The following is a 20577-nucleotide window of genomic DNA, read 5'->3' on the forward strand; positions in this document are numbered from 1 at the left end:
TTAAGGGGTTTTCGCTGCCATGGCGACAGGAGTCTTTTTCTTCATATACACAGTAAATGTTGTTCCAATGCCTTCTTCGGAAAAGCATTCGATGGAACCCTCATAATGCTGCAGATAGTTTTGAACAATATGAAGTCCCAATCCTGAATTTGTCGATTCCGATTTTGTCGAAAAGCCTTTTTCGAATATTTTAGTCCGGTTTGGCTCTGAGACATAGGACCCGCTGTTGAAAATTAGCAGCTTATAGCGTTCATCCTGCTCCTCGATAGTAAGACGAAGCGTCCGTAACGGGTCATCCTCCGGGATGGCCTCTATTGCATTTTTGAGTAGATTGTGAACGATGCTGGAGAAATAACTGATCGGCAGCGTTATTCCGTCAAAGGTACAGTCGAGCTCGCCGCTCACCTGTAGGTCCACTTTGTTGGAAATACATGGAAGACTGATGTTGTTCAGCACTACTCCCAGGACCGGGAATTTAACCGAATTGACAACGGACTGTTGAACGATCTCTTTGCACCATACGGAAATGTAGTCTTTGGCCATATCGTATTTGTTCATCATCAGCAGAGCATGAACCGTTTGCACATTATTGATAAGCTCGTGCTGCGCTTTGCGAATGTTTAACATGGTCGCTTCGGAGGATTGAACCCATCGTTCCTTCTCATCCAACTGAAGCCGAACGTTCTTTTCCTGCTCCTCCAAGAGCTGGAGCTTGTAATCTTTATGCTCCAGATTGGTATATAGCTTCGCATTTTCGATGGTTCCGGCAATTTCAGATGTTAAAAGCTTTAGCGTATCCAAGCGCTGTTCCTGGAAAACATGGCTCGCCAGGTTGTTCTCCAAATACAGCACACCGATCATTTTACCTAGTTTTATAATAGGCATTATGAGAATTGACTTCGGCAAGTGTGTTTGGATGTATACATCCTTAGGAAACATGTCAGAGCTCGCTGCATCGTGAAGCAATAGTGGTTCTTCTTTGCGTATGGCAAACTGAATGGCTGAAATGGCAGCAAATTCATAGTCTTCAATCGGTACGGAATGTAACGCCATGAACGGTCTATTGGGCATTTTTTCAACTTCAACATAAAGCTGATGATCCCGTTCAAGAATAAGCAGCCCTTTTTCTGCACCTGCATTCTCCATGACGATGTGCATAAAGCTTTCCAATAGCTTATGGAACACTGCTTCGTTGGAGAGCACATGAGAAGCTTTCGCCACAGTTGAGACATCAATTGCGGACTGGGGAGGAGAAATGCGGCTTACCAGATAAGGATGCTGGTCCTCCAACTGAGCAACTTTACGCAGCGCTCCCCATTTGCTGTATAAAGCTTTGGCCTCTGTCCAATAAGCGCGGGCGATTTTTAGCTTGCCGGTATGGGTATAAAACTTGGCTGCACATTCATAGGCAATAGCCTCGAGCTGGAGAAACTTCTGCTTGTTGGCATGAAATATCGCTTGTTCATACAGTTCGGCTGCAGCTATTGGATTACCGGAAATACGATTCAGTTCCGCTTCAATCAGCAGCTTTTGATGCGCAAAATTATCAGGAGAGTGGGCGCTCCATTTTTTTATAATGGATAAGTGCTTCTTAAGCTTGTTCCAATATCGTTTCTGTTCAGATACGGACGCTTCCGGATACAACGCACATAGCACCAGTGAGCTTGTAAAATGATACATTTGCACATGGATTAAACCGAAGACCGACTGGATGCTTTCTTCCATCAGCTGCATGGTATGCTTCGCTTCGTCTAGCTTGTCGAGTATATAGTACGCTTGAAGCTGCAGGGCATAAAAGGTGTGCACGGTTGCTTTATTCGTAAAGCCCTGTAGCTGACGACATTCCTCAGGGCTCATGAATGGTTCCATCTTAACCGCTGCATGAAGATTCGATTGCGGTATCGGTTCTTCCATCATAAACAGCATGAAACGCTGAAGAACCATGAATATATGAATCGTATCCTGATCCTGTGCCCTTTGAATGAAGGGAGAATAAAGCTCAGTTTCATTGTAAACATCGTTCAGGTGATCTCCCTTAAATAAACGAAGGAAAAAGCTGAAGGCAATGGAATAGCCGGCATAAACCAGGTCTCCCGATTCAACACCGAACTGGTATGCTTTTTTCAGATAGTAAATGTTCGTCTCAATGTGCTGGGTCATATTGTTTGTAAATGCCCCAAACCCAAAATACACTTTACATTTAATTGGCAAATGATCGAAAGCATCACACAGCATCAAGCCGACTTTGCCGAATTTGGCTCCGTTTTTCAAATCACCGAAAATAGAACTGATGATAACTCCATAAGTGGAATAAGCTAAGGCAGAGCCTTCTGAATTCCCGTTGCGTAAGGAGTAATTAAACATTCTAAGCATGAGATAAATATATAAATCGGAATTCAAATAATACGTAGGGGCGATTAGATTTACCATCAGCTTCATCACAGCTTTATGATCTGAATCAACCATAAGCGGCAGATCGAATAAATCACCCGGATGCTTCGCCGTCATATGCCACTTTGTTTTTCCAAGTTCCATTAGAATAGAGGTTCGACGGATGGTTGACTGCAAAGGGATATTGAACAGACGCAATCCCTCGAGCCCCATGGCCATAGCTTCCTCATGCAGCCCCAGATTGGTGTAGAGCACCATCATCAGATTATAAGCGTCGGCTTTTTCTAATTTCGTACGTGCATGGCTTAGAAGCAGCTGAAATGATCGTTTAGCCTCTTCAAAATGGCCGCATAAATACTCCAGCTCAGCAAGCTCTAAATAAATCATAAAAGACAATTCATATTGATTGGTCCAATGGGTCGACTCCAGAAGCTGAACCGCGTGTGTAACAAACTTAAGAGCGGTTTCATACGCTGTGTTGGATTTAGCCTTTCGGCTTGCCATGATGTTGAATTGTGCTAGCTGCTCTTTATCCTTGATCGAAGGCAAGTACTGTTTACCAAGGTTCAACTGATTGGCGACCTCGAATAACTGCTCGTCTAATTCTTCAGCGGTCAATGCTTGCAGCATCTTTTGACCTATATGATAATGAAGCTCTTTCTTTTGTTCCTTTGGCAATAAAGAGTAGACGGCTTGGTGGACACGGTCATGCAAAAACGAATATTGAGATGAACTATGGGAATAAGATTCTCGTTTTATTGCAACGATTAATCCCTCATCTATAGCATAACGAAGCTCATTATGAATAGAGGCTACTTCTTGAGAAGAGGCCAAAGCTAACAATTCAGGATGAAATACATGACCGATACAAGCAGCTTGCATTAATAATTGCTGGACGGAATCTGGCAGCCTGCGAATTTTACCGATCATAAAATCAACGACATTGTCCGTAATGTGCAGCTCATTAATCTGCTCAAGATCCCATTGCCATCGGCTCATGTCGTAATTAAAGTGGAGCAGCTGAAGATCGTAAAGAGATCTTAAAAATTGTTTGGTGAAAAAAGGATTTCCCTTCGTTTTGTTAACGACCATGCGGGCTAACCCGTCCAGCTCTTCTCCGGCAATGACTTGCAATGTGTCCACGAGCAAGCTTTGCACAACCTTATGGGTCAGTGCTTCTAGCTCAATATAGGAAACGCGAATAGGCTCCATCCGTTCTAATTTATCCAGCATGTATTGAAGAGGGTGGGATTCCATTACTTCGTTGCTTCGATATGTTCCTATGAGTAGACAGTAATTACTAGAAGGCTGTGCCGCCAGCTCCTGAATCAACTGCAAAGAAGCAGGGTCCGCCCACTGCATATCATCAATAAATACAACTAGTGGATGCTCCTTTGTAGCAAAAACGGCTAGAAACTGATGAACTGTTAATAAAAAACGATTGTGAGTTTCAGCAGGAGGAAGCTTAGATAGAGGCGGTTGACTGCCTAATACCTTTTCCATTTCCGGGAGCATGTCAATCAATACTTGCCCATTGGGGCCGACCGCATCAAGGATGTTCCTTTTCCAAATTTGAAACGACGAATCGCTTAGGGTCAATAGGAATTGAATAATTTGCAGACCTGCTTGCTGTATTGCTTGAAAAGGCATGTCTCTTTTAAATTGCTCGAACTTACCAAAGACGAAGAGTCCATCTTCCTTCTGAATCGATTTCTGAAATTCCTGAATAAGAAAAGATTTGCCCACGCCGGATAAGCCTGAGACGAATACTATCTCTTTACTACCGAGCATTACTCTATGAAAAGCATTGCGAATATCCTGAAGCTCTTGGTCTCTGCCGTATATGGCATCAGGGATTTTGAATATATCCGCAGGCAGCCCATTATTTATCGTTACATTATCGATAGCGCCTTCATGAAGAAGCAGATCAAGACATGACTCTAAATCGCGTTTTAATGCAAAAGCGCTCTGATAACGCTGTTCAGGGTGCTTAGCCAAGCATTTCATTATGATATCTGAAACTGGCTTTGGAATAGTAGGTGTTACTTCAAAAGGAGCGGGTGGCTGCAATGCTACATGTTGATGAATCAGCTCGCTTGGATCGCTTCCAATAAAGGGGAGATTCCCGGTAAGCAACTCATAGAATACAACCCCCAAAGAATAAATATCACTCCGATAGTCTGCACTGCGTTCCATTCGCCCGAACTGTTCAGGAGCCATATAAAGAAGACGATGGTTCAGAAATCCCTCTGTCGGCTCGCTGGTATGTATAATCGATGAAAAAGAGGCAGCTGAATTAAGATCAGTCAGTCGAATACCCCGATTATCCGGTTCCATAATAAAAGCGTGGGTTGATATATTGAAATGAGCATATTTTGCTTGGTGCAATTTGCGAATCGTATCGGTAATATCTGCTGACAAACGCAAAAAGAGCTTCAATTCCATAGGACCTGAAGCTGCAAGCTGGAAAAGCGGAAGACCATCCGAATGCTCCATTAATAGGATAGTAGTATTATGATAGGATTCCAAACGGATCGGCTTAATAAGCTCATCCAGAAGGATATCTTGTCCGTTTTCATATTCTCTTGTTATCCACTGGATTTCTTGCTTAGTCGGATACTCCGCTGTAAGCATCTTCATCCAAAATTTTTCTTGTGTGGAAGGATTGAAGCCGCGGTAAAGGGTGAACGGCTCGTGATCGTACCATTTTTCCATTTGAATATCGTTTATGGTCAATGACAAGCGGGTAACCTCCGATTACTTCCAATTATTTTTATTTTACTTTTTCCCCCAATAGGAAGCAACAGGAAAATGCCAAAATAGACAAATTTAATCAAAAAACGACAGTATTTTTGAAAATATGTAAACATTAGCTGTTTATATGGAAAGGGGGCGTGAATCGCCGTGGAACAGCGGGATCCAAGCTCGCCTAATTTCGCATGTTTTTATTTAATTGAACCGTGAGCCGCTCCATGTAGCTAATCAATTCCGACTGTTCCTGCTTGGTGAATTGATCGAAGGAGTCGTTCAGCGCTTCCATCCATAGTGCTTCGGTACGTTTAATTAAGTCTTTGCCTTCTTCGGTTAGCGCCACATTTTTTACACGTGCGTCAGGTTGGCTGCTTTCCCGGTACACGAGCTTCGATTTTTCCAAACGGTCGATCATTTGGGACATCGTGCTAGGTCGAACGTCAAGATGGACTGCCAGCTGCCCAATAGTCCGGGTCCCGTTGCGATTCAAATGCCTAAGCAGAAGCCATTGAACTCGTGTCAAGGAGTCTGGCTGTTGATCAAAAACCTTGGAGCGGAGATGGCGATTTATGGTTTGCATATGAGTAATAAATTGCTCTAGTGCTTCATTGTTTTTCATAGAATAGCCTCCATTTAGTAGTATTATATAGCGTTACTAAATAGGCTGACAACAGCAAAAAGAGGCAATTTTGGATTGCCTCTCGTGTAACGACGATTATTCTTCTTTTTTTAACGGGGTCAGCCGTTCGGAAAATGTTTTGGCGATAGGATTAAAGGCCATTTTAATACCCATGACTCGCTGCAAGTCATCGTACTGGATCTGTGCATGGCGACGTTTCAAGGTGATAGGTGACTCAAGGTCATATTCCTTATCTCCCAGCATAACGGTACTGCTGCCTTTACGTGTCATCCAGTGATTGCCGTTATAGTAGAAGTTAATGGTGCCGTCCTTGTCCTGAATCATAGTGCCTCCCACTTGACCCACGCTCTCACGAAAAGGAATATATCCGAATTGCTGATTCAGATTAACTACTTTACGGATGATCGTCCGATGAAGCTCTTCTGGTGTAATACTTGGATTTCCACCGGTGATCCGAGGAATTTGCAAAGGGTCGTCATCACGGGTAGCCATTTCGCTCACAGTCGTAAATCCATACTCAATACCGGCCTTATGTACGAGATCTGCTGCGATAGGATCTACACCGCCGAACGGATAAGCGTAAGTGCTAGTAGGTCCGCCGTTAATCTGCGATAGTTTACTTCTGCAGGTTTCCGTATCGGAAACAACACGGTTAGCGTACTCGACATTATTTTCTACGGCCCCATCGATCGTTTGCTTGCTCGTCAGCATGGGCTGACCGTTGATTTGTTCATGCAGGCTATCTGAGTGGCACTCGAATTCGATTTGATCCTCGGGATGACTCAGGACTTCCTTAAGCTGCTCCCTCGACATGAAGGGAATGTTACCGCCGTTAGGATTGGCTAAGTACCGTGTAATGATGAAGTTTACAGCAGGTATATGCATTTCCTTCAATATGGGATATGCCCTGTCATAAAAGCTCTGATAACCGTCATCGAATGTTACAAGCACGGCATTATCAGGCACTTCGCCGCCTGCCATGTAATGCTTAAACTGATCCAAAGTGATGAAATTGTAATGTTTGCTGGCCAAATATTCAAGCTGCTTCTTGAACAGATCTGGCGTTATTGTGACATTGCTTTTGGCTGTATCGCTCAAATGGTGATACATAATGACGGCGACTTCATCCTCGTACATATCATTTGGCGAGCTGGAGCTGATAAATGGAAGAATAGAAACGCCGATGAATAATAGAATAATAATTTTAACCAATAGCATTTTCATATGACAGTTCTCCTGAGTTAGTAGCTACAAATACAGATTATAATCAGGAAAGAAAACTTTGTAAATCGACTTTTTTTGAGATTTTTCGAGGGATGCTGTATATGAAAATGTTAACTTTAACACATATTGATAGAAAGAGATTGTAGCTTCTGAAAACACTGTAATATAATGTCGATGCGTAACAAAATACATAATTTGTTAAGGGATGGGTGAACATGCAGTTGAAGAGGATGTTGGCATCCGCACTTATTTGTTGTCTTACTGTAGGTTCCGGTATGACAGCAGCTGCGGGCGCAGAAGGGACAGGGCGTTCATTTGCCGACTTGACAGGCCATTGGTCAAAGGCAGAGGTTGAGTATTTGTCTCAAAAAGGTATTATCGATGGGGTGGAAAAGGACGGGAAGCTCTGGATATTACCGGATAAAACGATTACCCGTGCTGAGTACATCAAAATTTTGGTTGGCGCTCTGAACAAAAAGAGCGAAGAAACACAAGCAGCTTCCTTCCGGGATGTAAATGCAAGCCATTGGGCGTTCAAGTATGTGGAAACGGCCAAAAAAGAAGGGCTGGTTGATGGTTACGAGGATGGCGCATTTAAGCCGGATGCCGAAATCACCCGTGCCGAGCTGGCTACTCTGTTGGTTCGTGCTTATAAATTAAAAGAGAAGCCGGATCATCAAATCGTATTCGAGGATGTATCTTCAAGTAACTGGGCTTACAATGCCATTAAAACGGCAGCATCGAACCAGTTGGTCGAAGGTACGGCAGAAAACGGTAAAACATGGTTTAAGCCTGCCGCGGCTGCGACACGTGCAGAGTCCATGACTGTCATCGCAAGATATATGAAGCAGCTAGATGCGTCTTCAAGCAACACAAATGGAACGGACGAGAAGAAAGATTCTTCAACTCCAGCAGAAACAACTACCCCTGGAACTACTGGTAACTCAGGCTCCGGCTCAAGCGGAGGAGGATCAAGCTCAGGCTCGAGCTCGAATAACGGTGGCGTTACCATCGCATTAAGCGGGGCGGACTTGATAGCTTCCGTCGGTAAAGGAAAGCCGATTGCCGGCACTGACGGACAAGGCAATACCGTTGAGCTGACTGGATTGAATTTGATTGGGTTTAGAGGCGGCGCTAACAGCATCAATGTGGAGACTTTGGCACAAGAAAATGTATTCAAAGCTTCCAATACAGTTGTACCGGGTATTGTTGGACCAGTCATTGAATTTAGTACGAACGGAATTCCGTTCAACAGCGCTACGTTGACCTTTAATGTTGGCTCTATTGCCAGCAGTAAAAATCTGGTTGCTGCATATTTTAATGAAACGTCCAACAAATTTGAGTTTTTGAATACGACTATTCCAGGCGATGGCACACTAAGCTTCGTGACGAATCATAACAGTAAATACGTTCTGATTGATAAGCTGGCATGGGAGCAGGCGTGGAAGAACAATTTGTCCGTTACATCCGGCGTGTATAAGCCTTATGTGGACTATGCGTTCATTATCGATAGCTCCGGCAGCATGAGCTGGAACGATCCAAGTGATCTCCGTAAAAAAGCGGTGACGGATCTAGTATACAATCTCAATTATAATTCAAGTTCGTCTATGGTTAATGAAACCGTAACCGTTCTCGGCAATGTTTACACGAATTCCGTACACTCCGAGTCCGATCGTGCGGCTATCATCGATTTTGATAATTGGGCGCAATTGTACTCGACATTCTCTGCTGATGGGGCAACCGTTGCTAGTGCGGTATATCAAATCGACAGCTCCGGCGGAACGAACATTTTTTCCGGTTTGCAGTTAGCATACGAGCAATTCGATAAAAATGGGGACCCGAATCATCGATTTGTAGCTGTTCTGTTGACAGACGGCCAAGATTCCCCAGGAATTAAAGATTGGAATATGATTCAAACGGCTTATGGTAAAGGCGTAATGCTGGTAACGATGGGCTTAAGCCAGGAAGTTGATAAGCTCTACCTAGAAAAAATGGCGCTTCTTGGAGGAGGACAATACTTCCAGGTACTCACAGCAGAAGAACTGGAAGCTTCCTTCAAAACCGTAGTCGAAACGACTCGCCACAACGAATTCGTTGATGCGGATCAAGACGGATTGGACGATTATTATGAAGTAACCGGAATGCTGTTGGAAAATGGCATGCTGGTGAAAACAAGCATCGATCCTTTAACCGGTAAAGATACAGATAATGACGGGTTTACAGACGGTGAAGAAATGGGTCAGCCTGAGGATGTAGTCATTACAGCTGATATGGTACCTTCTGGTAGTGAACTGGTAGGCAAGACGGTGAAAATGTTTAAAAACGTGAAAAGCTCGCCTACTGATCCTAACGACAAGCCATAATTATCTCACATCTATCGAATGTCAGAGGAAAGGCACAAACCGAACATTTACGGTTTGTGCTTTTTATTTATTAGAATTTATGTTATATAATTGTTTTAAAATAAATTATTTATTTATTGAAAGTGAGAAGTCATTAATGAAAATAGCTATTGCAGGTGCTTCCGGCTTTGTAGGCCGACATTTGACAGAGTATTTCCTCAAAAAAAAATATTCGATTATCCTTATTTCGCGCCAGCGTCAAACATCCAAGCACGTGTTAATTCGGAATGTGACCTGGGCAGAATTGAACAACGATGTCAAAGTATTGGAGGGCGTCGATGCTATCGTTAACTTGGCGGGAGAGTCCATAAATCAACGTTGGACGAAATCGGCCAAGGAGAGGATTCTGCAGTCACGTCTGGATACAGTTAACCAGATAGCCAGTGTTGTTTCCCGTATGGAGATTAAGCCGGCTGTTGTGGTAAACGCTTCAGGCATTTCGATATATGGAACTTCAGAGACCGAATCGTTTGTTGAGCACAGTGAGCCAAATGTGAAGGACTTCCTCTCAGGAGTGGTCGAGCAGTGGGAGCAAGCCATGGATCAAATTCAGGATACCCGTCTTGTCAAGCTGCGCCTGGGCATCGTGCTTGGGAATGATGGCGGTGCTTTTCCGAAGATGATGCTTCCGTATAAGCTTGGTGTCGGGGGAAGAATCGGCAGTGGCAAGCAAGTACTGTCTTGGATTCATATTGAGGATTTGTGCAGACTCATCGAGTTTTGTATTGAGAACGAAGATATAATCGAACAGCTGAATGCTACAGCTCCTCAGCCTGTTACTAATGATGAGTTCGGACGTACGCTAGCTAAGGTTATGCGGACTTCGCACCGTTTTCCAGTTCCGGCTTTTGTCATGAAGCTGATGTTTGGGGAACTATCGACCTTACTGTTAGAGGGGCAACGAGTATTTCCTTATCTTGCTGTCGAATACGAGTTTGACTTTAAATACTCAACTCTGGAACTGGCTTTACAAAATTTAGTTGGGGCCAAACGTCGTTTAAAGTAAGGGTATGTGGGAAACACGGAAAGAGGTTAAAGTATGATACAATACGGATCGGTAGATGTAAAAGAATTGAAATTTCATCGTATGAAATCTACAGTGGATTTGCGGGATGAACAATGGATCGATGTCGAGGTACGCTTTGACTTAGGGGAGGGCAGTGAGCTCCCTCACGATCTAACTGACCTAAGTGCTCTATTAATTTGTTCTTACTCAGGAGGAATTGCCCAGATCATTCCTCAGGATGAGGGACGGGATTGCGAATATCAGTTTACAGAATTAGAAAAAGCACAGCTAAAAGACTATTATGAGAATGAAGTTAGACCGATGCTGCTTGCTAAAGCAGGAGTACAATAGGACAAAGAAAAGAAGATTGGGCAGCATGCCTCAATCTTCTTTTTGTTTTTGCAGGGCAGCCTTTAAGGCATCCCCCAGGCTTGCTCCAAGACTCGCGTTATCGCTGAATTGATTGATCAATTTTGATGTGTTGCGTTTTGCCGCTTTACCGGTCATTCGATTATCGTCATTCAGCATTTCAATGACGTTACATTGTCGGCATTGGGCATATTTACCCGCTTTACCGGTATGAATCTCCATTTTTTTATGGCACTGCGGACAACGCTTATTGGAGAGCATAGGCTCTGAGGCTCTTTTGTAGCCGCACTCACGATCAATACAAACGAGCATTTTACCGCGTTTTCCTTTAACCTCCTGAAGCGACTTACCGCACTCGGGACATTTGGAGCTTGTTAGATTATGCGGTTTGTATTCGGTGGTGCTATTCTTCACTTCTCGAACCATCGAAACCGTTTGCTCACGGATACCTTGCAGGAATGCTTTCATATTGCCTTTTCCTTTTGCGATCTGTTCAAGGTCTTGCTCCCACCGAGCCGTTAATTCAGGAGAACGAAGCGCCGGAGCTACAAGCTCGATTAACTGAGCCCCTTTGCCAGTGGGCTGCAAAGTGTTCATTTTACGTTCGATTGTGTCCGTTTGGAGCAGCTTCTCGATAATGTCCGCCCGAGTTGCAGGTGTTCCGAGATTATGCTTTTCCATAACCGATAAGAGGGAAGCTTCTGTGTAACGCGCTGGCGGTTTGGTAGAGTGTTTCTCCTGGCTGCAGCGAGCTTCCTTCAGTACATCCCCGACTTGCATCTGAGGCAGAGCCTGCTGTTGAGTGTCATGCTCACCCTCATCACTTTCATCCCCATCTCCCGATGAAGCGGCTGCACTTTCTTGTCCATATACCGTCTTCCAACCGGCATCTTTGGTAACTCGTCCCTTCGCATGGAAGCTTTCGCCTGCAAGCTCTATCGTTACAGCGGTTTCGTCATAACGGAATATTGGATAGAACAAGGCAATAAAACGACGCACAATTAAATCGTACAGCCTGCGCTCATCAGCAGACAGCGTATGCAGAAGCGGTGCTTGCTCCGTGGGGATAATGGCATGGTGATCTGAGACCTTACTATCATCTACAATGCGTTTCGTTATAGGTAGCGGCTTACGAAGCAGCGGCTTCACAAGCGGAGCATACGGCTGGACACTTAGGCTGTCGAGACGACCTTGGAGTGTGGAAACCATATCCGATGTTAAATGCCGGGAGTCTGTTCTTGGATAGGTGACCAGCTTATGCTGCTCGTACAGCTTTTGCAATACATTAGAAGTTTGTTTGGCTGAAAATCCGTACTTTCGATTTGCATCCCTTTGAAGCTCGGTCAAGTCGTAGGCTAGAGGTTGAGGCTCATTTTTCTCAATGACCTTCAATTGAGTTACCTTGGCTTTGCCTCCTTGCAATCGACCCAACAGCGCATCGGCTGCGGGTTTATCAAACAGTCGGCCGTCCGGCTGGCTTTTACTGCGCCAGATTCCATGGAAACCGCCAAAATTGGCTTTAATCATCCAATAATCCTTGGATTGAAAGCTGCGGATTTCACGTTCTCTTTCCATCATCATGGATAGGGTAGGGGTTTGTACGCGACCTGCGGCGAGCTGTGCATTGAATTTGCAAGTGAGTGCACGGGTAACATTAAGCCCAATTAACCAATCCGCCTCAGCTCGACAAACGGCTGATTGAAAGAGCGGATCATAGTCGCGGCCGGGCCTTAGCTTGGCAAATCCATCTTTAATGGCCTTATCGGTTTGGGAAGATATCCAAAGACGGTGAAACGGCTTCCGCCAACGGATCAATTCCATTATCCAACGAGCTACGAGCTCTCCTTCGCGTCCCGCATCCGTGGCAATAATGAGCTGCTCCAAATCTCCACGCTGAGCCAGTTGAGAGATAGCCCGAAACTGCGGTGTAGTTTCTTTGATCAGCTTCAGTTTCATTCTCTCAGGTAGCAGCGGCAAATCTTCGAGATTCCAGGCTTTATATTTGGCGTCGTAATCCTCTGGCTCCGCTAGCGTGACCAGATGGCCTAGCGCCCATGTGACTACGTGTTTTGGACCCTCCATATAATGTTTATGCTTTTGATTGCAGCCGAGTACGCGTGCAATTTCTTTAGCCACACTCGGTTTTTCAGCTAAAACTAATGATTTCATAATCTCTCCTTATGCAGCATTCAATTGTTCTAAATATTATTATTCTATTAACAACATTACTGTAAAAAAAGTCGGATGTCCATTTACACCAGAAGACCGAAGTCATTATTTATTCCAATATAGCTCCCGATATTCCATAGGAGTCATGCCTTCCTGTTCTAGAAATTTCTTATTGAAGTAGCTGGTGCTAGGGTATCCGGCGTCCAAAGCTATTTGTCTGACGGTCAGATCGCTCTTTTCGAGGAGCCACTGCTTGCTCATTTGCAAACGGCTTAAAGTAATAAAGGTCATTGGAGTCATCTGGGTCACTTTCTTAAACAGCTTGCAGAAATAGTAGGTGCTTACACCAGCTTGACGCGCCCAATAATCAAGCTCGAACGGCTTACAGGCCTCTTGTTGGAGCTGTGGGAGCAGTTGAACGATGCGATCGGTTGTTTCCTGATTTTTATTAGTGCTTAGAGGTACAGCTTGATTCACGAATTCAGCGATGACCGCATACGTCAAAGTAGATAACTTGGTAAGCTGAAAAAAGGTATTCTCCTCCGCTTCAACCAATAAATCATGCAGAGCCTGCTCGAGCGGCTTGGGCTGACGGATGGACCAAAGATGAGAGCGGTGCAGCCCTCTTTCCAATAAATAATCTTTTACTTTGGAGCCGTAAAAATGCACCCAACGCACATCCCAAGGTTCATCGGTGCTGGAGTAGTAGCGCTGCCGCTGGAGGGGGAAATACAAGAAAGCATCGCCAGACTGCAGCGTATGCTGCTCGTGCTCGGACACTAGATAGCCTTTACCGCTAACAATGAAATGAATGCTGAAATTGTTTAAAGCACCTTCTTGCCGATCCACCGTATGGGCAGCATCGTTCTGATACCATCCGACCGATTCAGGCAAACAAAAATAGGCATGTTCCGTTAAGGTAGGAAGAGACCGTTGGCGTCGCATGAAAACATCTCCTATGAGGACAATATTGTTGTATCGAAGTGCAATAAGATGTTATTTTCATTTTAGTTATAGTTCAATATAATGGCAATATAGTATTACATTATTCTTTCATTCATGAGAAGGGGATGGGAAGTACAATGAGTCATAGAAAGCTTCGTTGGGGAGTTCTCGGCTGTGCCGGAATTGCCAAACGCGCGGTTATACCGGGAATTCAACAATCGGAAACGGGAGTGGTAGCTGCCATTGCCAGCCGGGGAGAAGAGAAAGCCAAGGAAACGGCTGCCCAACTGAATATACCAACCTATTATGGAAGCTATGAAGCACTCCTTGAAGATGATCAGATTGATGCCGTTTACATTCCGCTCCCTAATCACTTACATAAAGAATGGACGATTCGCGCCGCCGAAGCAGGCAAGCATGTGCTGTGCGAGAAACCGGTCGCTCTTAACGCAGAGGAAGCGGAGGAAATGAGAGCAGCTTGTTCCAAGGCTGGAGTGAAGCTGGCAGAAGCATTCATGTATCGTCACCATCCCCGTTATGCCATGATCAAAGATATCATGCAGTCGGGTGAGATCGGAACGATCCGCGGTATCCGAGGTGCGTTTACATTCAACAATGCCAAGGATGCTAACAATGTCCGCTACAAACAATTTATGGGCGGAGGGTCATTATATGATGTAGGCGTATATCCTATCAGCGCGGCGCGCTTCTTGTTGGAGCAAGAGCCTCAAGCGGCTACCGTACATGCGTTTTTCTCACCGGAACATGATCATGTCGATATGATGGCCTCTGGATTACTTGAATTTGCCGAAGGTGTCGCTTTAACTTTTGATTGCGGCATGTGGGCTGCAGGGCGTAACGTGCTGGAGGTTCTCGGGACTGAAGGCCGTATTGAGTTGCCTAGTGCATATGTGGTCCGTCAAAATGCGGATGATCATTTCTTTGTAACAGTCAAAGGCGAACGCAGAGAGGTTACGGTTCCGTATGTAAACCAATATGCTCTGCAAGCTGATGATATTGGACGAAGCATTCTTGAAGGAAAGCCACAGAGATTTGAGCCGTCTGATGCCGTGCTTAACATGCGTGTGATCGATGCTTGTATGAAATCTGCACAAGAACGCGTTCGCGTAGTCTTGTAAAATAAGGAGATGAGTTTCATGGAGACGATCCGTATCGAAGGATTGCAGAAGCCGATATCCAATTTAATTCAGGGTTCAGATTTTTTTACGCATGACGTTTACGATCAAGTATGTAACGTACTAGACAATTACTTTTCTATTGGCGGAAATACGATCGATACAGCTCACATTTACTGCGGCGGTCAAAGTGAAGAAACGATAGGCAGATGGATGAAAGAGCGCGGCAATCGGCAAGATGTAGTGATCCTGACAAAAGGAGCACATCACAATGCGGAGGGTCCGCGAGTGACTCCGGAAGCCATTCAGAGTGATTTGGCCAAAAGCTTAGAGCGGCTAGGAACCGATTACATCGATCTGTATGGGCTTCATCGAGACGATGAGAACATTCCCGTTAGTGTGATTATTGATGCATTAAACGAACATATTCAAGCCGGACGAATCCATGCGATCGGGGCTTCCAACTGGTCATATCAAAGACTGCAGGAAGCTAATAATTATGCTGGGGCTAACGGCTTGGCGGGATTCACCTTCAGCAGTCCTAATCTGAGCTTGGCAAAGCCAAACGAACCTCATTGGAAGGGCTGTGTATCTGCAGATTCGGAAACGTGCAAATGGCATGAAAAAACGCAGCTGCCGCTTCTGTCATGGTCTTCACAGGCACGAGGGTTCTTTACAGGGCGATTCGCTCCAGATAAGCTTGATAATAAGGAAATCGTCCGTATTTACTATAGCGATGCGAATTGGGAGCGGTTGCGCAGAGCACAAGAGCTTGCCGCCCAAAAAGGTGTCAGCATGATCCAGATTGCATTGGCTTATGTAATGAACCAGCCATTTCCTACAGCAGCATTAATCGGAGCTAGGGATATGACTGAGCTGGCCTCGTGCCGCGATGGTGCCAGAATTCGATTGACTGAAGAAGAGATGAACTGGTTAGAGCATGTAGATACAGTTGAAGCATAAAAAGCTGCAAAAAAAGCACCCACCCGGGTGCTTTTTCCATTATCAGTTGCCGTTTCGATGCTGCTTTCCTGGCAATGATTTATCGGGATGTCCGTCTCCTTGATGTTTCCGGTTCTTCTCATCCTTAGTCTGAGTATCATGAACCTTCTCAACCCAGCTCTCGGTATCACCGCTTAAATTATCTTTCATTGAGTTTATCCCTCCTTTCATCGTTTCGTAGTATGCCCTTGTGTGATGGAATATATAGAAGGGGTTCAGTACGAAGCGTAGTATCTAGGTGTAGATTCATATCCTTTCGATAACTATGACAAAAAAGGTCTTAGTTATAAGGTATAATGGGGATAATATTCAAATTGGAGGCACAGTGGACCAATGCCAAAATCGAAAAGGCTCATTGAGCTTATGATAGCTGTGAATAAACGGAAGAAGTTTACAGTCCGCGAGTTAGCTAAGGAATTTAATGTTTCTTCCAGAACTATTATGAGGGATCTGCAGGAGCTTAGTGAGCTGGGAGTGCCCTTGTACTCTGAGTTTGGTCCGCACGGCGGGTATAGGGTCTTGAATGAAAGATGGCTTCCACCAATTACTTTTTCCGAGAATGAAGCGGTCGCCATGTTTTTTGCTTATCAATCCCTGCAGCAATATGGAGCACTTCCTTTTGGTAAAGAATCTGCTTCTGCGTTGAACAAATTTTATCATTATTTACCGGAGGATACGAAAGACAAGATAGACAAGATGAAACAGCGAATTGTGTTCTGGACTCCTACTCGAAGCATTCACAGTCCTCATCTAGAGCTCATTATGGAAGCTTCTATTCAACAGCAGCCGCTGCAAATCAACTATGATTCCAAAGATGGAGCAAAGCTCCGTGTTATACAGCCAATTGGTCTTTATTCCTACAACGGATACTGGTATAGCCCGGCTTACTGCTTTACCAAAGCTACAACGTTGTTGTTTCGAGTGGACAGAGTCATAGACGCCATGTTCATGGAAAATGAACAAGTGTCCGTAGATCAAAGCCAAATAACCATAATGGATTGGATCAATAGAATGGAACAACCTGTTAACAAAAATGAAAAAAAACTTCAAGTGGAGGTTCTGTTAACTAAGGCGGGTGTTCGTAAATGTCAGTGGGAGGCTTTGTTTAGAAATGAGCTGGAGCTATTCGAGGATGGTACCGGTAAAATCAACATGTACATTTCGTCCGACGAACTCGATTACTTTTCTTCTTTTTTTATCGGATTCGGTACCGAAGGGCGAGTTGTTAATCCCAAGGAAATGGTTGAAATGATGCAGCGTAAAACTATGGAGCTCGCTAAAATGTATTCCCGGGAAGACAACCTCCAGGGTACATATCAAAGTTCAACTTTAGAGAACAAGTGACGCAATCCTCGATCTAAACGCTTGCCACGGTAGATCTGCCGTGGTTTTCTTGTATTAATGATGATATAATGTCTGAACAAAATAGTTATGATTTGGAAGCGAGCTGATACAGTGCATGAACCCTCGCGAACTTTTCGGCGAAATGGATATTTATTTATTTGATCAATTATTAAAAGGCCGAATTACGGAAAAGATGAGGATTCTCGATGCAGGCTGCGGCACGGGGAGAAACCTCACCTATTTTTTGCGCAGCGGCTACAATGTGTTCGCGGTCGATAGGTCGGAAGACGCTGTTCAGTGTGTTATGAAGCTGGGACAAACACTGGCTCCCGAATGGACGGATGAACAAGCCCGTGTTGAGCCCGTGGAAAAAATGAGCTTTGCTAACGACAGCTTTGATGTCGTAATTAGCTGTGCTGTTCTTCACTTTGCAGTGAATGATGCGCACTTTCAACAGATGGTTCAAGAGCTGTGGCGAGTGCTCCGTCCCGGAGGCTTGCTCTTTGCCAGACTAGCTTCGACAATTGGTATTGAAGATCGAGTTATACGTTTAGAGAACGATCAATATAAACTTCCGGATGGAAGTACGCGCTTTCTTGTAGATGAGCAGCGATTAATGAAAATGACCGAGAAGCTTCAAGGTATTTTGCTAGAGCCAATCAAAACCGTTAATGTGGCAAATCAACGGTGTATGACGACCTGGTGCTTGAAGAAGCCGCATATTTTATTTTTTGATCCGATTGAAGAAAGTGGAGTACTAGAAAAAGAACACTCAGTGGAGTAAGGAGCGATCATAGAAACTATGAAACTAAGGGTATCCGCCGTTCAGTATCATTTACATACGATTGGAAGCTTTGAAGAGTTTGCCGCTCAGGTAACCCATTATGTGAAAACAGCGGAGGAGTTCGAGGCGGACTTCGTACTTTTCCCAGAGTTGTTCACCACTCAGCTTATGTCCATTGGGGGAGGTAAGAGACACCCGGAATCCCTGACTATCGATGAATTACCTGCATTTACGGACTCATATAAAGAGCTTTTTGTATCTCTTGCTCAGCAAACCGGAATGCATATTATAGGAGGAACGCACATTATTGAAGAAAAGGGCCATTTGTATAATACAGCGTTCCTTTTTTATCCAGATGGGCGAATAGGTGAACAGCGTAAGCTGCATATCACACCACCGGAAGTAAAGGAATGGAATATGCAGGCAGGTGATGCGCTGCATATTTTCGATACGGATAAAGGCAAAATTGCTATACTAATATGCTACGATATCGAATTTCCTGAAATTGTGAGAATGGCTCGGGCTCGCGGTGCGGATGTCGTGTTCTGTCCATCCTGCACGGATGATCGCCATGGATTTCACCGAGTGCGTTATACCTGTCATGCAAGGACGATAGAAAATCAAATCTATGTCGTAACTACGGGTACTATCGGTTCACTGCCCACTGTTGACTTTATGAGAGGGAACTACGGACAAGCGGCAGTCATAACACCAAATGACGTTCCTTTTCCTCCGGGGGGGTTGCTTGCTGTCGGGGAAATTAACCATGATATGGTTATTACTGCCGATCTAGACTTGAGCCTGCTTCAGCAAGTGCGTGAGAAAGGTTCGGTAACTACGTGGCGTGACCGGAGAACGGATCTGTACACCGATTGGAGCTAGGGAGGGGAGGGTTTCTTGTATCGTAAAGAACTGTACGTGTTTGATAAGGATCGGCCTATTAAGGCTTGTGTCCGTTCCTATACCCGGGCTGATTTCGCTGACTTGATCCGTATTCAGCAGCAGAGCTTTCCACCGCCCTTTCCCTCGGAGTTGTGGTGGAATGAGGAACAATTGAACCAGCATATTACGCTGTTCCCTCAAGGGGCGCTTTGCGTTGAGGTCGATGGTGTAGTAGCGGCCTCCATCACGGGATTACTTATTGACTTTGATCCTAATCATGCAGATCATACTTGGGAAGAGATCACAGATAGCGGTTATATCCGTAATCATAACGCGAGCGGAAATACACTATATGTAGTAGATATTTGCGCGCTGCCTGATTTTCGCAAGCTTGGACTCGGTAAGCTGTTGATGCAATCTATGTATGAAGTGGTCATAGATATGAAGCTAAAAAGACTTCTCGGTGGCGGGCGTATTCCGGGGTATCATCTTCATGCTGCTTCAATGCCGGCAGAAGAGTACGTTGAAGCCGTCATTCAGGGGAAATTGAAGGATCCCGTCCTAACCTTTCTTTTGCGCTGTGGAAGAACGCCAGTTAAGCTGATCAGCGGCTATCTGGACGATCAAGATTCACACCATTACGCGATGTTAATGGAATGGAAAAACCCTTTTTTGTCAATGTAAGTCTCATGGCCTAAATTGAATTTCATGTTTATTTATTCTCCATTAGGTTAACAATGATAGAGGTACATTTTATCACCAATGGAGGATAAGAGCATGAGAAAATGGGTTAATCGCGGGGCCTTAATGTTAAGCTTCGCGCTGGTGCTTACGTCTGGATGTGAATGGAAGTCCGCTGCTACTACGGCTGCGACAGAACAAGAGCATCCTGGACATCATGAAGGCTCTACAGAGGAAGGAAGTACTGGAACCAATTCTATAGCGGCCCAGGCAAATGAGCCGGCGCCTGCTCCGAAGACGATCGATATTATTAACAGCAAGGGAACAAAAATTGGAACAGCTACGCTTACTCAGGTTCCTGAGGGAGTAAAGTTTCAGGTTGATGTTTCCGGATTGACTCCAGGAAAGCATGGTATGCATATTCACCAAACAGGTGTATGCACTCCGCCTGATTTCAAAACAGCAGGGGAGCATTTCAATCCTGAGAGCAAAAAGCATGGCTTTGATAATCCGCAGGGTTATCATGCAGGCGACTTACCAAACCTGGAGATTGGCTCCGATGGCAGAGGAAGAGCTGAGGTAGTAGCTCCGAAATTAACGCTTGCCAAAGACAAAGCGAACTCCGTTGTAAAAACTGGAGGTACTGCGCTGGTTATTCACGAAAAAGAAGATGACTATAAAACGGACCCATCCGGCAACTCCGGTGATCGGGTTGCGTGCGGCGTCATCATGTAATGACATTTTATAGGCGGTAAAGCATTGCTGCTTCCTTGAACCTGTGATACGATATTTAAACACCCACCTTAAGGGCTGACGAGGGTCAGTCTATGGGGTGGGTTTTTACTTGTTAT

General features: G+C 44.8%; 16 protein-coding genes. 10 read left to right on the forward strand and 6 right to left on the reverse strand.

The features are described 5' to 3' along the window. The 3 genes from BP97_RS0105865 to BP97_RS0105875 all read right to left on the reverse strand — a co-directional run bounded on the left by BP97_RS0105865 (position 1) and on the right by BP97_RS0105875 (position 7006). Positions 1–5133 (reverse strand): AAA family ATPase, encoded by a 5133-nt coding sequence (locus BP97_RS0105865; protein WP_028548256.1) that lies wholly within the window; start codon positions 5131–5133, stop codon positions 1–3. Positions 5134–5320: 187 nt separating this feature from the next. Continuing rightward, positions 5321–5761, reverse strand: a complete 441-nt coding sequence (locus BP97_RS0105870) for a MarR family winged helix-turn-helix transcriptional regulator (RefSeq protein ID WP_028548257.1) — start codon at positions 5759–5761, stop codon at positions 5321–5323. A gap of 96 nt (positions 5762–5857) precedes the next feature. Further along, entirely contained in the window at positions 5858–7006 is a 1149-nt protein-coding gene (locus tag BP97_RS0105875; protein WP_051620405.1) for a polysaccharide deacetylase family protein, read from the reverse strand. 215 nt (positions 7007–7221) lie between these two features. Between BP97_RS0105875 and BP97_RS38700 the strand changes: the two genes are divergently transcribed. The 3 genes from BP97_RS38700 (at position 7222) to BP97_RS0105890 (ending at position 10765) form a co-directional block, all read left to right on the forward strand. After that, entirely contained in the window at positions 7222–9369 is a 2148-nt protein-coding gene (locus BP97_RS38700; RefSeq protein ID WP_028548259.1) for an S-layer homology domain-containing protein, read from the forward strand. A gap of 136 nt (positions 9370–9505) precedes the next feature. Further along, complete coding sequence (locus BP97_RS0105885; protein ID WP_028548260.1) at positions 9506–10414, forward strand: TIGR01777 family oxidoreductase; 909 nt, start codon at positions 9506–9508, stop codon at positions 10412–10414. 33 nt (positions 10415–10447) lie between these two features. Beyond that, positions 10448–10765 (forward strand): hypothetical protein, encoded by a 318-nt coding sequence (locus BP97_RS0105890; RefSeq protein ID WP_028548261.1) that lies wholly within the window; start codon positions 10448–10450, stop codon positions 10763–10765. 30 nt (positions 10766–10795) lie between these two features. On the opposite strand, the gene BP97_RS0105895 is transcribed toward BP97_RS0105890, so the two are convergent. Then, entirely contained in the window at positions 10796–12952 is a 2157-nt protein-coding gene (locus tag BP97_RS0105895; RefSeq protein ID WP_028548262.1) for a DNA topoisomerase III, read from the reverse strand. A gap of 105 nt (positions 12953–13057) precedes the next feature. Then, the gene (locus BP97_RS0105900; RefSeq protein WP_028548263.1) at positions 13058–13897 is read right to left on the reverse strand and encodes an AraC family transcriptional regulator; all 840 of its coding nucleotides are present in this window, start codon (positions 13895–13897) and stop codon (positions 13058–13060) included. Between the two features lie 137 nt (positions 13898–14034). On the opposite strand from BP97_RS0105900, the gene BP97_RS0105905 reads away from it, so the two are divergent. Together BP97_RS0105905 and BP97_RS0105910 are read left to right on the forward strand one after the other, a co-directional pair. Next, the gene (locus BP97_RS0105905; RefSeq protein WP_028548264.1) at positions 14035–15036 is read left to right on the forward strand and encodes a Gfo/Idh/MocA family protein; all 1002 of its coding nucleotides are present in this window, start codon (positions 14035–14037) and stop codon (positions 15034–15036) included. Positions 15037–15054: 18 nt separating this feature from the next. Then, on the forward strand, positions 15055–15996 hold the full coding sequence (locus tag BP97_RS0105910) for an aldo/keto reductase (protein ID WP_028548265.1): 942 nt from the start codon (positions 15055–15057) through the stop codon (positions 15994–15996). A 42-nt stretch (positions 15997–16038) separates the two neighbouring features. On the opposite strand, the gene BP97_RS39555 is transcribed toward BP97_RS0105910, so the two are convergent. Next, entirely contained in the window at positions 16039–16185 is a 147-nt protein-coding gene (locus tag BP97_RS39555) for a DUF4023 domain-containing protein (RefSeq protein ID WP_081823962.1), read from the reverse strand. Between the two features lie 183 nt (positions 16186–16368). Here BP97_RS39555 and BP97_RS35450 point away from each other — a divergent pair, with 183 nt between their 5' ends. From BP97_RS35450 to BP97_RS0105940, 5 genes are all read left to right on the forward strand, one after another. Further along, positions 16369–17379: a helix-turn-helix transcriptional regulator gene (locus BP97_RS35450; protein WP_064745669.1), complete on the forward strand. Its 1011-nt coding sequence runs from the start codon at positions 16369–16371 to the stop codon at positions 17377–17379. Between the two features lie 115 nt (positions 17380–17494). Beyond that, positions 17495–18163, forward strand: coding sequence for a class I SAM-dependent methyltransferase (locus BP97_RS0105925; RefSeq protein WP_028548266.1), 669 nt, complete (start codon positions 17495–17497; stop codon positions 18161–18163). An 18-nt stretch (positions 18164–18181) separates the two neighbouring features. Further along, a complete protein-coding gene (locus BP97_RS0105930; RefSeq protein ID WP_028548267.1) occupies positions 18182–19045 on the forward strand; it encodes a carbon-nitrogen hydrolase family protein in 864 nt (287 codons plus the stop codon). A gap of 15 nt (positions 19046–19060) precedes the next feature. Next, complete coding sequence (locus tag BP97_RS0105935; RefSeq protein WP_028548268.1) at positions 19061–19729, forward strand: GNAT family N-acetyltransferase; 669 nt, start codon at positions 19061–19063, stop codon at positions 19727–19729. A 93-nt stretch (positions 19730–19822) separates the two neighbouring features. Further along, positions 19823–20461: a superoxide dismutase family protein gene (locus tag BP97_RS0105940; RefSeq protein ID WP_028548269.1), complete on the forward strand. Its 639-nt coding sequence runs from the start codon at positions 19823–19825 to the stop codon at positions 20459–20461. Positions 20462–20577 lie beyond the last annotated feature (116 nt).

Origin of the sequence: Paenibacillus sp. UNC451MF, assembly GCF_000686845.1 — a bacterium.
Taxonomy (GTDB): Bacteria; Bacillota; Bacilli; order Paenibacillales; family NBRC-103111; genus Paenibacillus_S.

Coding starts and splice junctions, on each gene's coding strand:
- BP97_RS0105870 (WP_028548257.1), bottom strand. CDS start 5,761: ATGAAAAACAATGAAGCACTAGAGCAATTTATTACTCATATGCAAACC.
- BP97_RS0105875 (WP_051620405.1), bottom strand. CDS start 7,006: ATGAAAATGCTATTGGTTAAAATTATTATTCTATTATTCATCGGCGTT.
- BP97_RS38700 (WP_028548259.1), top strand. CDS start 7,222: ATGCAGTTGAAGAGGATGTTGGCATCCGCACTTATTTGTTGTCTTACT.
- BP97_RS0105885 (WP_028548260.1), top strand. CDS start 9,506: ATGAAAATAGCTATTGCAGGTGCTTCCGGCTTTGTAGGCCGACATTTG.
- BP97_RS0105890 (WP_028548261.1), top strand. CDS start 10,448: ATGATACAATACGGATCGGTAGATGTAAAAGAATTGAAATTTCATCGT.
- BP97_RS0105895 (WP_028548262.1), bottom strand. CDS start 12,952: ATGAAATCATTAGTTTTAGCTGAAAAACCGAGTGTGGCTAAAGAAATT.
- BP97_RS0105900 (WP_028548263.1), bottom strand. CDS start 13,897: ATGCGACGCCAACGGTCTCTTCCTACCTTAACGGAACATGCCTATTTT.
- BP97_RS0105905 (WP_028548264.1), top strand. CDS start 14,035: ATGAGTCATAGAAAGCTTCGTTGGGGAGTTCTCGGCTGTGCCGGAATT.
- BP97_RS0105910 (WP_028548265.1), top strand. CDS start 15,055: ATGGAGACGATCCGTATCGAAGGATTGCAGAAGCCGATATCCAATTTA.
- BP97_RS39555 (WP_081823962.1), bottom strand. CDS start 16,185: ATGAAAGATAATTTAAGCGGTGATACCGAGAGCTGGGTTGAGAAGGTT.
- BP97_RS35450 (WP_064745669.1), top strand. CDS start 16,369: ATGCCAAAATCGAAAAGGCTCATTGAGCTTATGATAGCTGTGAATAAA.
- BP97_RS0105925 (WP_028548266.1), top strand. CDS start 17,495: ATGAACCCTCGCGAACTTTTCGGCGAAATGGATATTTATTTATTTGAT.
- BP97_RS0105930 (WP_028548267.1), top strand. CDS start 18,182: ATGAAACTAAGGGTATCCGCCGTTCAGTATCATTTACATACGATTGGA.
- BP97_RS0105940 (WP_028548269.1), top strand. CDS start 19,823: ATGAGAAAATGGGTTAATCGCGGGGCCTTAATGTTAAGCTTCGCGCTG.